Origin of the sequence: Bradyrhizobium sp. NC92, assembly GCF_025200865.1 — a bacterium.
Taxonomy (GTDB): domain Bacteria; phylum Pseudomonadota; class Alphaproteobacteria; order Rhizobiales; family Xanthobacteraceae; genus Bradyrhizobium.
Window position 1 is genome coordinate 6478920 of sequence record NZ_CP104171.1, and the last position, 14618, is coordinate 6493537.

The following is a 14618-nucleotide window of genomic DNA, read 5'->3' on the forward strand; positions in this document are numbered from 1 at the left end:
GGATCGCTTCGCCGCTTCAGCCTTTGCTTAGGGACAACGGCCGAAACTCACCTCACACGACGAACTCATTGCTCTTGCCGCTCCGGGGCGACCGCAGGGCGAACCCAGAGCGGTAAGAACTAGAAACTCAGCGACGACACGATCCGTACCCTCTGGCCCGGATCGAGCTTCTGCACGCCGAGGGCGACGATCTTGGCGCCCTCCTCCACACCGCCGGTGATGACGACGTCCTTGCTCTCGTAGGACTTCACCGTGACCGGCTTGAGCGTGACGCCACCGTTGTCGTCGACGACGTAGAAGGACGGCTTGCCGCCCTCGTTGAACAGCGCCGACAGCGGCAGCCGCGCGACCCGCTCGGTCGCGGCATCCGACAGCGTCAGCGTCGCGGTCATGCCGAGCGCGACCTTGTCGTCGGCCTCGGGCAGCGAGAACTTTGCCAGATAGGTGCGCGTGGCGGGATCCGCCGCCGGCGCGATCTCGCGCAGCTTGGCCGTGTATTTCTTGTTCGGCTCAGACCAAAGAGTGACGCTGGCGACGCCCGACTTGGCACGTCCAACCAGCGTTTCAGGGATCGCGACGACCGCTTCCTTCTCGGCAAAGCGGGCGACACGGATCGAAGCCTGGCCCGCGGCGACCACCTGGCCGGGCTCGATCAGCGTTGCGGTGACGACGCCGCGGGCGTCGGCAACGAGCGTCGCGTAGGAAAGGGAATTCTTGGTCAACTCGACCGAGCGCTCGGCCCGGTTCAAGCGCGCACGGGCTTCATCGGCGGCGGCGCGGCTCTGGTCGAGCTGCGCGTCGGTGGTCCAGCCCTTGGCCTTGAGGTCCTTGGCGCGCTGCTCGGCGGCGGCGGCCTGGGCCAGCACGCCGGTTGCGGCGCCCTGCTCGGCAACGGCCTGCTCGGCCTGGAGCTTCAAATCGACCTCGTCGAGGGTGGCGAGCGGCTGGCCGACTTCGACCGTCTGGCCGACTTCGACGAGGCGCTTGGCGACTTTGCCGGCGACCCGGAAGCCGAGATCGCTCTCGATCCTGGGGCGGATGGTGCCGACGAAGCTGCGCTCCGGCGTCTCGGCATCGTAATGGGCGGTTGCCACCAGAACCGGCCGCGGCGGCTCGGCCTTTTCGGCAACGGTGTCATTGCACCCTGCCAGCGAAACGGCCATCAGGGCGAGCGAGGCTCCTGCCAAAAGCTTGGAATAGCTCGACAAAACCGACCGGACGAACATCGAAGGACACTCCTGCATCTCGATTGAGAGGAATGTCGACTGTTCACTGATAAAAGTCAATAATCGTCAGTCATCAGGAATGCGTGATCTTAAGGGGTGGTGGAGTATTGAGTGGATGGGCGACAGCGGTGCTATCGTAGGGTGGGCAAAGCGGAGCGTGCCCACCAATCAGGTCAGCGTAGGGGAAGACGGTGGGCACGGCGCGCAAAGGACGCGCCGTTGCCCACCCTGCAAGACCCTGCACTATCGCCCGTGGTCGGCGAATTCGTGCTTGCTGTCGTGGCCGCCGACGAACACCAGGATGCCCGCGAGCAGCGGCAGCACGGCGAGCACCAGGAGACCGGTCGAGGTCTGCCCCGTCGCCTCCTTGACCCAGCCAATCAGGTACGGCCCACCGAATCCGGCGAGATTGCCGATCGAGTTGATTAGCGCGATGGCGCCGGCGGCCGCCGTGCCGGAGAGCCAGGCGGTCGGCAGCGTCCAGAACACGCCGAAGCAGCAGAACACGCCGATCGCGGCGACCGTCAGCACCACCATGGTCAGCGTGGGATCGGTGAGATAGGAGGAAATGCCGAGCGCAATCGCCGTGAGCAGCAGCGGCGCGCCGACATGCATGACGCGCTCGCGGCTCGCATCCGAATGCCGCGCCCACAGGATCATGGCGATGGTGCCGAACAGATACGGGATCGCGGTGACGAATCCGGTCTGGGCGTTGGTGAGGCCGAACGCCTTGACGATCTGCGGCAGCCAGAACTGCATGCCGTAGAGCGCGCCGACGAAGCCGAAATAGATCAGGCTGAGCGCGATTACCTTCGGTGAAGACAGCGCCTCGCCGAGCGAGAAATGCTTCACCGCCTGCTTGGCCGCAATCTCCGAATCGAGCTTCGCCTTGAGCCACGCCTTCTGCTCGGCCGAGAGCCAGTCCGCCTTCTCCGGCTTGTCGGTGAGGTAGAACCAGGTGACGATGCCGAGCAGCACCGACGGGATGCCCTCGATGATGAACAGCCATTGCCAGCCCTTCAACCCCATGAGGCCGTCGAGCCCGAGCAGCAAGCCCGAGATCGGTGCGCCGATCACGGTCGAGACCGGCACCGCAATGGCGAAGGCCGCAAGAAAGCGGGCGCGATATTCGGCCGGATACCAATAGGTGAGATAGAGGATGATGCCCGGGAAGAAGCCGGCTTCGGCCACGCCGAGCAGGAAGCGCAGCACATAGAAGCTGGTGACGCCGCTGACCATTGCCATCAGCGCCGAGATGATGCCCCAGGTCACCATGATCCGGGCGATCCAGCGGCTGGCGCCGAATTTCTCCAGCGCCAGATTGCTCGGCACCTCGAAGATGAAATAGCCGATGAAGAAGATGCCGGCGCCCCAGGAGAAGATCAGCGGCGTGAACTTCAGGTCCGCATTCATGGTCAGCGCGGCAAAGCCGAGATTGACGCGGTCGAGATAGGAGAAGAAGTAGGCCAGCACCAGGAAGGGAATCAGGCGCCAGGAAATGGCGCGGATGGTCGCGGTTTCGATGTCGCTCTTGGCGCTCTTGGCACGGCCGACAGAACCGGCATAGGTGGTCTGGCTCATGGCTTCCCCCGGGTTGTTGCTTTTCTAGGGCTCAACAGGCGGTTTTGAGCATCGCGGGCAAAGAGTCAATGGAGCGAGCAATGCGCGGAGCGCAGCCGGATCAACCCGTGGCGCCGATGCGGATCTCGCTGATCCGCGCCGGCCTCGCACTCGCGGTGATCGTCTGCGGGCTGTCCTTGCGCTGGTATGGATTCCCGCTCGGGTTTCCAGCCTTCGTGGTCAAGTATGGCGGCTCGCTGTTATGGGCCACGATGGTGTTTCTGCTGGTCGGAGCCGTGCTGCCGAGACTCACGCAGACGCAGATTGCGGCGATCGCGGCTGTGATCGCCGTCGTCGTCGAATTCTCCCGGCTGGTGCACACGCCATGGCTCGATGCGTTCCGGCTGACCACGGCCGGCGCGCTGCTATTGGGGCGCATCTTTTCGCTGTGGAATCTCGTGGCCTACGTGATCGGGATTGCGCTCGGCGTTTGGATCGATCGAGTTGCCAAGATGCACACCCTCGTAGGGTGGGCAAAGCGCAGCGTGCCCACCACAAGCAGATGGTGGGCACGGCGCTAACGCGCCTTTGCCCACCCTACGAGACGGATGCCAAGCCCTCACTCCGCCAGTTGAAACCGCTCGAAGCGATCGAGCTCGTCCTCGATCACGCGCTTCAGCTCCTTGCGGCCCGCCGTCTTCCTGCCCTGCCCGACCCAGGTCCATTTCTGCATCAAGAGCTTCTTGTTCTGCCGGTCGGTCTTGAGATCGAGCGCGGCGACGATCTCGTCGCCGACCAGCACGGGCAGCGCGAAATAGCCGAGCTTGCGCTTGGCCTTCGGCACATAGGCCTCGAACAGATGGTTGTAGCCGAAGATGAGGTTGGTACGCTTGCGCTGTATGATCAGGGGATCGAACGGCGAAAGGATGTGGACGAGATCGGGCGATACCTCATGCGGCTCGAGCGCTGCGGGCGAGGCCCAGTGCTCCTGCTTGCCGGCGCCCTCGATCGCGACAGGCACGAGCTCGCCGCGGCGGACGCGCGAGGCGATCAGGCGCGCGACCGGCTTCTTGCTCGGCGCATCGAGATGGCAGACCGAATCGAGGCTGACCACGCCCTGCGAGCGCAGCGCGCGATCGAGCAGATAGGCCGTGATCTCGCTTGCCGGCGCCGGCTTTGGCAGCCTGTCCCACCCGAAATGACGCGTCGTCAGCTCATAGGTCTTGAGCATGCCCTGGCGCTCGCTGATGGTGACGGCGCCGGTATAGAAGGCGAGCTGCAGCGCCCGCTTCGACGGCTTGCGGCTCTGCCACAGATGCTCCTTCTCGACGAGCACGTCGTCGTCGATGTCACGGATCGTCAGCGGCCCGGTGCGCAGCAGCCGCATCACCTTGCGCGTGTCGGCCGGCTTCACCGCGGCGAACCATTTGTGCCCCTCGCGGCGGTGCTGGCGCATCGCCGGCAGGAAGAAGCGGAAGTCGTTCGCCGGCACGTAGGAGAGCGCGTGCGTCCAGTACTCGAACACGGTCTTGTCGATGCTCTGGGCATGGCGCAGATCGGCGCGGTGGTAGGACGGGATCCGGCTGAACAGGATGTGGTGATGGCAGCGCTCGATGACGTTGATGGTGTCGATCTGCACATAGCCGAGATGGGCGACAGCGGCCGCGGCGGCCTGTGCGCCTTCGCCGAACGGGGCGCGCTGATCCAGCCGCTGGGCATGCAGCCAGATCTGCCGGGCCTGTGTCGTGGTGAGCGGGAGTGGTTTGGGCGCGCGAGACATTGCGAGGAGGAATGTAGCGAGATTCGCGCCGGGAGAAAGAACCTGAGCAGAATCGAAAAAGAAAAAGCCGCGCTGCCATCTGCTGCCAGCGCGGCCAGAACGTGCAAGTTCGGCAGGAAACCTTACTTCATCGCCATCGATTTTTCGGCGCTCATGTAGTGCTTGCAGGCGGCGCTCATGTTGCCTTTGCTCATCTCGGAATTGGCCGAGGCCATCGACTTCCTCGCTGCCATCTTGCCCGGCGTGTCTTCGCCGCCCAGCCCGCCAACGAGCTTTGCCATGTTCGCACTGGTGCATGCCATCTTGGCGGCGGATGCGGGAGACAGAGCAAGTGCAACGAACGTTGCCGCGAGCAACAGGGTCTTCATCAATTTCTCCTCCGGAAACGAAGCCGGCTACATGCCGGCCAACGCAGCATCCATCTTTCCCGGACAAACGGCTCGCAGAGAAGATATTTTCGTTGCGCCTAACGTGCGGCTTTTGGGCGCTCCCCGACGCTGCCGGTCGCCACATCGGGTTCACACGACGCCCTGCCGCGCCCCTCCGACTGGCACCGATAGACACTGCCGGTGAGACGATCGACCAGCCAGATGTTCTCCTCGGTCGGCCCTTCCAGGCCGACATAGCGGGAGGTCAGCCCCGTGATCAGTGTCGACAGCAGGATCGCCACCGCGATCATCGCCGCGCCGATATAGATGGGCATTGTGCTCGGGGTCACTGTCCGGTCCGGCGGGCCGCTGCGATGGAACTGATAGTCGCGCTGATAGTCACTTGGCCTCGGCACAGGACGGAACTCGCCTCCCTTCGCATCAAATTGTCGAATGATTGAAGCGTGCTAGGCGGGCATCTGGTCGAATTCTTGTTCGCGGGCGGGCGGTGCGGCGACGCCTTTGCGACGTTCGGGTTTCCCGGAACCCGCGACTGCCGGCCCGAAAGCAGACTGCGAACGATCGAACCGGACCAGAGTGCCCTCGGCTCGTCGTTTCGAATGTGACCAAGATCACATCGACGCCGTTGAACCTGCCCTAGGCTCGCAGCATCAAATCGCCATCAGGCGTAACAGCGAGGATACGACAATGACCCGTTTTGATAAATTCTTTGGACTGAAGGCGATAACCCTCTCCGCAGCCCTGTCGATGACGGCGGGCCTTGCGCTGGCCGGCGACAACAACTTCTCCGCCGACCAGATCGTCGATGCGCTGAAGCCGAAGCCGGCGACGCGCGGCCTGTCCGTTGGCCCCCAGGCCGACACGACCGTGCAGGCCAAGGAAGCGACCTTCCTGAACACCGTGCGGAACCGCTCGACCCGGTCGCTCTCGACGGGCGAGCGCGAGCAGATCGCCGAGCTCGCTGCGACCAAGCCGAAGATCGATCTGGAGATCCAGTTCGACTACAACTCGGCCGACATCGCCAAGACGTCGGTGGCCTCGGTCCAGGCGCTTGGCAAGGCGCTGTCCGATCCGGCGCTGAAGGGCTCGACCTTCGTCGTCGCCGGCCACACCGACGCGACGGGTGGCGAAGCATACAATCAAGGTCTCTCCGAACGGCGCGCCGACACCATCAAGAAGTACCTGATGCAGAATTACGGCCTCAACGGCAACGATCTCGTCACCGTCGGCTACGGCGAGACCAAGCTGAAGGATGCAGCCAACGGCGCCGACCCGATCAACCGCCGGGTCCAGGTCGTGAACATGGACACCAAGACCGCGGCGAAGTAACTCTCCGCCCCTGGGTGAAACACGCCGCCTGCCGCAGCCCGGCAGGCGGCGAAATCATATCCAGCTTTGGAACAGCATCAGCCGGTTGAAGCTCCCCATCGAGGTGCCGACGAAGGCTGCGGAAATCGGCAGCATCACCGCAAAGCCGGCCGCGGCGATGCCGACATAGACCCACAGCAGCCAGCGCGGCAGCCCATCGCGGCGCATTGCATAGACCAGCGCCAGCGACGCCGCTGTCGCGGCCGGCAGATAGTAGTAGATGAAGCCCAGCGTGCGCGGCAGCAACGCCCAGGCGAGCCAGGGGCCGAAGTAGAATGCCGCGATCAGGAATGCCTCCCAACGCCGCGCCACGATGAAGTCGCGCAGCACGATGGCGAGTGCGAGCAGTGCCGGCCACAGCACGAGGGGATTGCCGAGGAAGACGATCGCAGCGACATGGTCCTCCGCCGTCTTGTCGAACAGGAACCAGACCGGGCGCGCGAGCAGCGGCCAGGACGGCCATGCGCTCATATAGGTGTGGCCGGCGATGGCCGTCGTGGTGTTGTCGGCAAAGATCCGCCGCTGCGCCTCGATCAAGTCCGGCAGTGACAATCCGTAGAGCGGAACGAAGGCGGCAAGATAAGTCATGCCCGGCAGGACGGCGAAGCAGAGCGCGACATGATGCAGCTTCAGGCCGGGCCAAAGCTCCGGCCGATACCAGTCGTCCGGCTTTGCATCGGCGAACAGCGTGTGCCAGCCCTGCATCAGGCGGATCACGGCAACGGCGACGATGCAGACGCCGAGCGGGAACAGGCCGCTCCATTTACACGCGGCCGCAAGGCCGAACAGGCTGCCCGCCACCGCGAACAGCGCTTGCGGCCGCTCCCTGCGAAACCCATGCATGAAGGCGGCGGTCGCGAGCAGGCCGAAGCCGAGCGCGAAGATGTCCAGCATCGCGATGCGCGCCTGCACGTAGAGCATCTGGTTGAAGGCCGCGATCAGCGCGGCGGCGATCGCCGGCGACTGCCCTGCGAACAGCGCGAGTCCGCACAGATAGATCGCGACGATCGCGAGCGCGCCGAACAAGGTCGCGGGATAACGCCAGCCGAGCGCGCTGTCGCCGAAGGTTGCGATCGATGCCGCGATCAGCTCCTTGGCCAGCGGCGGATGCATCGGATTGAGCATCGGCTGCGACATCGCAGGCGCCAGCATCTGGCGCGCCGCCGGCACGTAATGCACCTCGTCGAAGACGAATTTTTCCGGCGTGGTCACGCCGATCAGCAGCGCCAGATGCGCGATCAGGAAGATCGCGACAGCGATCACTGCGCTCCGCGACACCGCCGGAACCGCAGGCAATTCGAGCGTCTTTTGTGGGGCTGTCTTGCGTGGCAAATTGGCTGCACCGCGGAGAAAAAGAAACTGCTCCTCGTCATTGAACGCATTCTGCCGCAACTGTCACTAAGCATGACGCACGTCCTGCGCCGCTTGTGATAATTCCGCCACATCAGAAGCGTGCGCGATCCGGTACGATCAGGGACACATCGATCGGTTGCGAAATGAATTTGCGTTTTTGGCTATTACCCACACTGCTCACGGCCGCAATCTGCGCGGCGTCCGGCGCCAAGGCGCAGACGCGCGTCGGCGAGGCCGTCGTGATTCAGAACGAAGTGGTGCGCGTCGCCGCGACCACGACGCCGATCAATGTCGGCGACAGCATGCTGCGCGACGAGACCGTGCGGACCGGCGCCGACAGCGCGGCGCGTTTCGTGATGGCCGACAGCACCAACCTGTCGCTTGGCCCGAGCGCAACGCTGAAGCTCGACCGCACCGTCTTCAACGACGAGCACAGCTATCGTGACGTCGCGATCCGCATGACCACCGGCGCCTTCCGCTTCGTCACCGGACGCTCCGACAAGGCCGCCTACAAGATCACGACGCCGCTCGCCACCATCGGCGTGCGCGGCACCACGCTCGACATTCTCTCGCAGCGCGGGCGCTCCGTCGTCGTGCTTCAGGACGGCGCGGCCAGCGTCTGCACGAAGAGCGGCCAGTGCGTGCAACTCACGCAGCCCGGCGACACCGCCATCATCACCTCGACCGGCGGCAAGGTGAGCATCACCAAGACCAACACGCCGCCCTGGACCTTCGCCGCCAATTGCGCCGCGAGCGCCGGGTTATGCGCGGTCAACCAGTACGCCGGCGCCTCGCCGACCATCACGCCCGCCGTCCAGGACGACGGCATGCTGTGCGGGCGGTGACGATGGCGCCCCCCGGCTTCGGACGAATCATCCTGTCGGGCGCGTTGATCGCGGCGGCCGTTCTTGCCTTCGCGACGCTCAACGCGCGTCCGGCTACAGCCCAAGCGTCGTGCCAGTCCGAGTGTACCCAGCCGACGCCAACGCCTACATATTCTCCCTCACCTTCGCCCTCCCCGTCGCCGAGCCCCTATCCGTCGCCCACGCCCAGCCCGTATCCGTCGCCGAGCCCGACACCGACCGGCGCGGATTCCAGCAGCAATTCGATCGGCGGTCTCGCCAATCAGCGCTTCAACCAGATGATCACCAACCGGGTGCTCGGCACGGTGCTGCTCGGTGTCAACGAGCAGGTCAATTGCAGCGACTGCATCAGCGCGTTCGGCTCCGCCGGCTCGTTCTCGGCCGGCATCCACGGCCGCAAGGAGCTGACCAACAATCTGTCGCTGCTCGCCGGCATCGCCTACACGCATTACAACGAGGGCGGCTACAAGATCACGAGCGCACCGATCGGCGCCTTCGCGCTGCGCTATGACTTCACCGACTGGGGCTCGTCGCGCCCGTTCTTCGACGTCGGCGCGATCCTGACGCCGTGGGAGAAGGCGCGCTACACGCGCAGCTACGACACCAGTCTCGGCCCGGTGAGCGTGACGAGCTCGACCAACGCGTCCAACTACGCCGTTTACGGCCGCGCCGGCTGGATGAGCCGCCTCTCGCCGCGCGACGAGGTCGCGGCCTCGATCGAGGTCTGGCAGCTCTGGCAACGCGTCTCCAGCTATAGCGACGGCGCGGTGGCATTCAATCCGTTCGACGCCCGCATCGCTGATGGGACCGACCGCACCAGCCTCGTCAAGATCGGCGGCCAGTGGACGCATCTGTTCGGCAGCAACATCGAGACCAACATCAATGGCGGCTGGGTGCAGTCCTTTGCGAGCCACAGCGGCATCGTCGCCACCGTGACCGGCCAGGGCACGGTGGTGCCGACCATCGGCAACCAGGGCTGGTTCGAATATGGCGGCCGGCTCGGCTTCCGCGTGCAGAAGGGCTGGATCGTGGACCTCTTCGCCAACGGTACGCTCGGCCCGCAGCCGGTCGGCAACACGATCCATGGCGGCGTGGGGCTGAGGATTAATTATTAGCGGCGAGGTCTCACCTCACACCGGCTGTCATGCCCCGGCTTGACCGGGGCATCCAGTACGCCGCGGCCTCTCCGTCTCGGAGTACTGGATCGCCCGGTCAAGCCGGGCGATGACACCGATCGAATGGCGAGAGAATCAGGCTCACGCCGCCGACTTGCCTTCGAACGCGCGCCGCAACACCTCGACGTCCAGCTTCACCATCTTCATCATCGCCTGCATTGCGCGCGCGGCTGCGGCCTTGTCGGGGCTCGACAGGAACTCGAACATCACCTTCGGCACAACCTGCCAGGCCACGCCCCAGCGATCCCTCAGCCAGCCGCACTGCTCCGCCTTGCCGCCATGGGCGAGGAACGCGTTCCAGACGCTGTCGACCTGGGCCTGGTCGTCGCAATGGATCATCAGCGAGATCGCATGGGTGTATTCCATCTTCATGCCGCCATTGAGCGCGACCAGCGGCTGCCCGGCCACCGTGAACTCGACGACGAGCACGGAGCCTTCCTTGCCGGACGGGCCATCCGCAACGTTGCGCTGAACGTGCGTGATCGCCGAATTCGGGACCAGCGAGACGTAGAATTTTGCAGCGTCCTCGGCATCGCCGTTGAACCACATGCAGGGCACGAGCTTGGACATGATGAATGCTCCTCGTGAGGTCTATGGGTGTCTGCTCAGGCGTTCGCCAAGTCGGGCTGCAGAGGGGCGGCCGCAAGATCCATCCAGTTCACGCCCCACATGTGCCCGTCCGGATCCTCGAAGCTGCGGCCGTACATGAAGCTGTATTCGTCCTTCGGGCCGGGATCGGCCACCCCGCCCGCCGCCTCCGCCTTGCCGACGATCTCGTCGACCTCGTTGCGGCTGTCCGCGGACAGGCAAAACAGCACCTGGTTCGAGGTCCTGGCGTCCGCGATCGGCTTCGGCGTGAACTGGCGGAATTTGTCGTGGGTCAGCAGCATGGCGAAGATGGTCTCGGAAAAGACCATGCAGCTCGCGGTGTCGTCGCTGAATTGCGGGTTCTTGACCGCGCCGACGGCCTCGTAGAAGGCGGTCGCGCGCTTGAGGTCGGTCACCGGCAGGTTGACGAAGATCATCTTGGGCATCGGAAGCTCCTTGGCGGGGTTCTGCCCAAGGACGGACGGCCAGGCCGCTATCCGACACCGCTTCCGACAATTTTTTTGACCCCGATCCGCGGGGTCTGTCGCACCGCCCCCGCCCCCTGAAGGGTCTTACTTCTTCTCGTTGGGATCGCGGTGCACCGGGTCGATCCATAGCACGGTCTCGGGCTTCTCGACCGGCTCGATGTCGAGGTTGATCGCCACCGCCTCGCCGTCGCTGCGCACCAGCACGCATTCCAGCACCTCGTCCGGGCTGGCATTGATCTCCTGATGCGGCACGTAAGGCGGGACGAAGATGAAATCGCCGGGGCCGGCCTCCGCGGTGAACTGCAGGCTCTCGCCCCAACGCATGCGCGCCTTGCCCTTCACGACGTAGATGACGCTTTCGAGATGGCCGTGGTGATGCGCGCCGGTCTTGGCGTCCGGCCTGATGCTGACGGTGCCCGCCCACAATTTCTGGGCGCCGACGCGGGCGAAATTGATCGCGGCTGCACGGTCCATGCCCGCTGTCGACGGCACATTGGTATCGAGCTGATTGCCGGGAATGACGCGAACGCCGTCATGTTTCCAGCGGTCATCATGATGATGACCATGGTCATGGTGGGAATGCGAATGGTCATGGCCGGTCATGGGACTTGCTTTCTGTTGGTTCCGTGCGCGGCAAACTAACCCAAAGCCGCAGCCGCAAGCCATACCAAAATCGGAACCCTCGTAGCCGCCCAGCGTTGTCATTCCAAGCAACTCGAAAGGAGATCTTCATGGGCAGCACGACCGACAAGATCAAGGGCGCCGCCAACGAGGCGATCGGCAAGGCCAAGCAGGGCGTCGGTGAAGCCACCGGATCCGATCGCATGAAGGGCGAGGGCGTCGTGCAGGAAGTGAAGGGCAAGGGCCAGCAGGCCATGGGCGATGCCAAGGACGCCGCAAAGGATGCGATGGATCGCGCCGCCGCTGCGGCTCGCCGCGCCGCGGAGTGACGCGCGTAAGATTGAAAATGAAAAGACCGGCCGCAAGGCCGGTCTTTTTGTTGTGCCGTCACTTCACCGCGAGCAATTCCACGTCGAACATCAGCGTCGCGTTCGGCGGGATCACGCCGCCGGCACCGCGGGCACCATAGCCGAGCTGCGGCGGGATGATCAGCGTGCGCTTGCCGCCGACCTTCATCGAGGCGACGCCCTCGTCCCAGCCGGCGATGACGCGGCCCTTGCCGATCGGAAACTCGAACGGCTCCTTGCGGTCGACCGACGAGTCGAATTTCTTGCCCTTCTGGCCGTTCTCATAGAGCCAGCCGGTGTAGTGCATCACGCAGATCTGGCCGGGCTGCGGCGAGGCACCGGTGCCGACGGTGGAGTCGATGATCTGCAAGCCTGAAGCTGTGGTCATGGTCTTTCCTGCGGTCTGGGCCGAGGCCGTGGTGGAAACGAAATGCGACACGCTGGCGATCACGGTGATCGCGAGTGCCGACATCAGGGCGAGGAGCGCGCGCTGGAAACGCTGCATTAAACACCTTCCGTTTGAGGCGGGAGGTGTCTAACCCAAGGCGGTCGCCGTTTCCACCCCTTTAGACCTCGATATTTTCCAGCCGCACCGGCAGCTTGCGGATGCGCTGGCCGGTGGCGTGATAAACCGCGTTGCAGATCGCCGCATTGGTGCCGACATTGGCGAGCTCGCCGAGGCCCTTTGCGCCCACCGGATTGATGTGATCGTCCTGCTCGGACAGCATGATCACCTCGACGCCGGGCACATCGGCATTCACGGGCACGAGGTAATCGGCAAGATTGTCGTTGACGTAGCGCGCATTGCGCTCGTCGATCTCGGTGGCCTCCAGCAGCGCCGAGGACATGCCCCAGATCAGGCCACCCATGAGCTGGCTGCGTGCGGTGCGCGGATTCATGATCCTGCCTGCCGCGAACGCGCCGACCAAGCGGGGGCAGCGGATCTCGTGCGTGAAGCGATTGACGCGGACCTCGACGAATTCGGCGCCGAAGGCGTAGGCGATCTTGTCCTTCATTTGGTGGCCGCCGACCAGCCGTACCTGCCCATTGTGCATGGCGCGGAAGGAGTCCATCGGCGCGCCTTCCGGCTTCCACTCGCCATATTCTTCGACCACGCCGACGCCGAGCGCATCGAACGCCTTCTCGATATCGAGCGGACGATCGCCCTTGGCCGCCTGGGTCGACGGTGCCGGGCTGATGCCGACGGTCTCCTTGGCCTTGTCGGCGAGGCTGTCGCTCGGCATCACCGCCTTGAACAGGCGCTGTCGGATCTGATCGCACACCATCATCACGGCCGAGCAGGTGCTGGCGGTCGAGTTGGAGCCGCCGGCAACCGGCGCGGGCGGCAAGTCGCTGTCGCCCATGAAGACCGCGACCTTCTCCAGTGGCACGCCGAGCCGCTCGGCCGCAGTCTGGGCGATGACGGTGTAGGCGCCGGTGCCGATCTCGTGGCCGGCGATCTCGACGCGAGTGCGGCCGTCGCGCTGCAGTCGCACGCGTGCGGCGGACGGCGCCATCGCCGTCGGATAGCAGGTGGCAGCGCAGCCGTAGCCGATCAACCAGTCGCCATCGGACATCGATTTCGGTTGCGGCGATCGCTGCGACCAGCCGAACGCCCTGGCGGCTTCGTCGAAGCACGCCATGAGCGATCGCGACGTGTAGGGTTTGCCGTCAATGGGATCCCTGGTGGCGTCGTTGATACGGCGAAGCTCGACCGGATCCATGTTCAGTTTGACGGCGAGCTCGTCCAGCGCGCTCTCCAGCGCGAACAGATACGGTAGCTCCGGTGGCGACCGCATGAAGCCGGGCGTGTTGCGATCGGCGCGCACGATCGAGACCAGGCTGTCCACGTTCGGACAGGCATAGAGCCGAGTCGTGGTCTTGGTGCCGCCGACGCAATAGGCATCGGGGCGCGAGGAGACTTCAGCCCCCTCATGCCTCAAAGCGACCAGCTTGCCGTCCCGGCTGGCACCAAGCTTGATCTCATGCCGCGTCTCGGCGCGGTAGGTCGCGATGGTAAAGCCCTGGTCGCGGGTCGGGACCAGCTTGATGGGGCGGTTCAGGCGCTTGGCAATGGCGGCGATGATGGCGGTCCGCGGTGTCATCGAGCCCCGCGAACCAAATCCGCCGCCGACATAGGGATTGACCACGCGCACCTTGTCGGCGTCGATGCCGAGCTGCTCGGCCACGCCGTTCTTCAAGCCATAGACATACTGGCTGCCCTCGTAGATGACGAGATGGTCGCCCATCCAGGCGCAGCTGGTCGTGAACAGCTCCATCGGATTGTGATGCTGGGTCGGCGTCTCGTAGGAGGCGATGAGCTTGACCTCGGCCGCATCGAACGCCGTGGCGAAATCACCGATCTTCGGGTCTTCCTTGAACTGCGAGTTTTGTCCTTTCGCGGCGGCTGTCGTCGTCCCCGGCGAATCGAAGGTCGCGCTGGGTGCAGCAGCCGTGTAGCTGACCTTGACGCGGTTGGCCGCCTCGCGCGCGGCCTCGTAACTCTCCGCGACCACCACGGCTATGATCTGGCCGTCATGGGCGATCTCGGCCGATTTCAGCGGCTGGATCGTGGTGCCGGCATAGCCGCCATTGCTGAACAGCTTCGAGTCCTTCAGCTTCGGGGCGTTCTCGTGCGTGACGATGTCGATCACGCCGCGGACGCGCTTGGCATCGTCAAACTCGAAGCGGTCGATGCGGCCCTTGGCGATGGCACTGGTGACCAGGAACGCGTAGGCCGGATTGTCCAGCGGCATATCGGAGGCATAGGTCGCCCGCCCCGTGACCTTTGCGGCCGCATCATAGCGCGGCACGGGCTGCCCCATATTCGTCTTGGGCCCGGGAGCTGCAGCGGTCATGA

At 64.7% G+C, this 14618-nt stretch carries 16 protein-coding genes; 5 read left to right on the plus strand and 11 right to left on the minus strand.

The genetic code is table 11. From position 1 onward, the window contains the following. Nucleotides 1–119 precede the first annotated feature (119 nt). Nucleotides 120–1226 (minus strand): efflux RND transporter periplasmic adaptor subunit, encoded by a 1107-nt coding sequence (locus N2602_RS30470; protein WP_260380368.1) that lies wholly within the window; start codon nucleotides 1224–1226, stop codon nucleotides 120–122. 243 nt (nucleotides 1227–1469) lie between these two features. Beyond that, nucleotides 1470–2807 (minus strand): MFS transporter, encoded by a 1338-nt coding sequence (locus N2602_RS30475; RefSeq protein WP_260380369.1) that lies wholly within the window; start codon nucleotides 2805–2807, stop codon nucleotides 1470–1472. 80 nt (nucleotides 2808–2887) lie between these two features. Here N2602_RS30475 and N2602_RS30480 point away from each other — a divergent pair, with 80 nt between their 5' ends. Continuing rightward, nucleotides 2888–3367, plus strand: a complete 480-nt coding sequence (locus N2602_RS30480; RefSeq protein WP_172785849.1) for a DUF2809 domain-containing protein — start codon at nucleotides 2888–2890, stop codon at nucleotides 3365–3367. 38 nt (nucleotides 3368–3405) lie between these two features. Here N2602_RS30480 and N2602_RS30485 read toward each other — a convergent pair whose 3' ends face one another. From N2602_RS30485 to N2602_RS30495, 3 genes are all read right to left on the minus strand, one after another. Continuing rightward, entirely contained in the window at nucleotides 3406–4566 is a 1161-nt protein-coding gene (locus N2602_RS30485; RefSeq protein WP_260380370.1) for a winged helix-turn-helix domain-containing protein, read from the minus strand. A 122-nt stretch (nucleotides 4567–4688) separates the two neighbouring features. Next, nucleotides 4689–4934 (minus strand): hypothetical protein, encoded by a 246-nt coding sequence (locus N2602_RS30490; RefSeq protein ID WP_260383735.1) that lies wholly within the window; start codon nucleotides 4932–4934, stop codon nucleotides 4689–4691. A 98-nt stretch (nucleotides 4935–5032) separates the two neighbouring features. Then, nucleotides 5033–5269 carry a hypothetical protein gene (locus tag N2602_RS30495; RefSeq protein ID WP_260380371.1) on the minus strand — a complete coding sequence of 79 codons (237 nt, stop codon included), beginning with the start codon at nucleotides 5267–5269 and terminating at the stop codon, nucleotides 5033–5035. A 373-nt stretch (nucleotides 5270–5642) separates the two neighbouring features. On the opposite strand from N2602_RS30495, the gene N2602_RS30500 reads away from it, so the two are divergent. Then, a complete protein-coding gene (locus tag N2602_RS30500; protein ID WP_172785846.1) occupies nucleotides 5643–6284 on the plus strand; it encodes an OmpA family protein in 642 nt (213 codons plus the stop codon). A gap of 54 nt (nucleotides 6285–6338) precedes the next feature. Here N2602_RS30500 and N2602_RS30505 read toward each other — a convergent pair whose 3' ends face one another. Next, nucleotides 6339–7619: a phospholipid carrier-dependent glycosyltransferase gene (locus N2602_RS30505; protein ID WP_260380372.1), complete on the minus strand. Its 1281-nt coding sequence runs from the start codon at nucleotides 7617–7619 to the stop codon at nucleotides 6339–6341. Nucleotides 7620–7819: 200 nt separating this feature from the next. Here N2602_RS30505 and N2602_RS30510 point away from each other — a divergent pair, with 200 nt between their 5' ends. Both N2602_RS30510 and N2602_RS30515 read left to right on the plus strand, forming a co-directional pair. Beyond that, nucleotides 7820–8521 carry a FecR domain-containing protein gene (locus N2602_RS30510; RefSeq protein WP_212259494.1) on the plus strand — a complete coding sequence of 234 codons (702 nt, stop codon included), beginning with the start codon at nucleotides 7820–7822 and terminating at the stop codon, nucleotides 8519–8521. A gap of 2 nt (nucleotides 8522–8523) precedes the next feature. After that, nucleotides 8524–9654 (plus strand): hypothetical protein, encoded by a 1131-nt coding sequence (locus N2602_RS30515; protein ID WP_212259493.1) that lies wholly within the window; start codon nucleotides 8524–8526, stop codon nucleotides 9652–9654. Between the two features lie 141 nt (nucleotides 9655–9795). Here N2602_RS30515 and N2602_RS30520 read toward each other — a convergent pair whose 3' ends face one another. The 3 genes from N2602_RS30520 to N2602_RS30530 all read right to left on the minus strand — a co-directional run bounded on the left by N2602_RS30520 (nucleotide 9796) and on the right by N2602_RS30530 (nucleotide 11393). Continuing rightward, complete coding sequence (locus N2602_RS30520) at nucleotides 9796–10284, minus strand: VOC family protein (RefSeq protein ID WP_212259492.1); 489 nt, start codon at nucleotides 10282–10284, stop codon at nucleotides 9796–9798. Nucleotides 10285–10319: 35 nt separating this feature from the next. Continuing rightward, nucleotides 10320–10748, minus strand: a complete 429-nt coding sequence (locus tag N2602_RS30525; RefSeq protein ID WP_172785841.1) for a VOC family protein — start codon at nucleotides 10746–10748, stop codon at nucleotides 10320–10322. 126 nt (nucleotides 10749–10874) lie between these two features. Next, nucleotides 10875–11393 carry a cupin domain-containing protein gene (locus tag N2602_RS30530; protein WP_260380373.1) on the minus strand — a complete coding sequence of 173 codons (519 nt, stop codon included), beginning with the start codon at nucleotides 11391–11393 and terminating at the stop codon, nucleotides 10875–10877. Between the two features lie 128 nt (nucleotides 11394–11521). Between N2602_RS30530 and N2602_RS30535 the strand changes: the two genes are divergently transcribed. Beyond that, nucleotides 11522–11740, plus strand: a complete 219-nt coding sequence (locus tag N2602_RS30535; RefSeq protein WP_172785840.1) for a CsbD family protein — start codon at nucleotides 11522–11524, stop codon at nucleotides 11738–11740. A 58-nt stretch (nucleotides 11741–11798) separates the two neighbouring features. Here N2602_RS30535 and N2602_RS30540 read toward each other — a convergent pair whose 3' ends face one another. Both N2602_RS30540 and N2602_RS30545 read right to left on the minus strand, forming a co-directional pair. Then, nucleotides 11799–12263 carry an FKBP-type peptidyl-prolyl cis-trans isomerase gene (locus N2602_RS30540; RefSeq protein WP_036013901.1) on the minus strand — a complete coding sequence of 155 codons (465 nt, stop codon included), beginning with the start codon at nucleotides 12261–12263 and terminating at the stop codon, nucleotides 11799–11801. Between the two features lie 61 nt (nucleotides 12264–12324). After that, nucleotides 12325–14616, minus strand: a complete 2292-nt coding sequence (locus N2602_RS30545) for a xanthine dehydrogenase family protein molybdopterin-binding subunit (protein WP_260380374.1) — start codon at nucleotides 14614–14616, stop codon at nucleotides 12325–12327. Nucleotides 14617–14618: the final 2 nt, after the last annotated feature.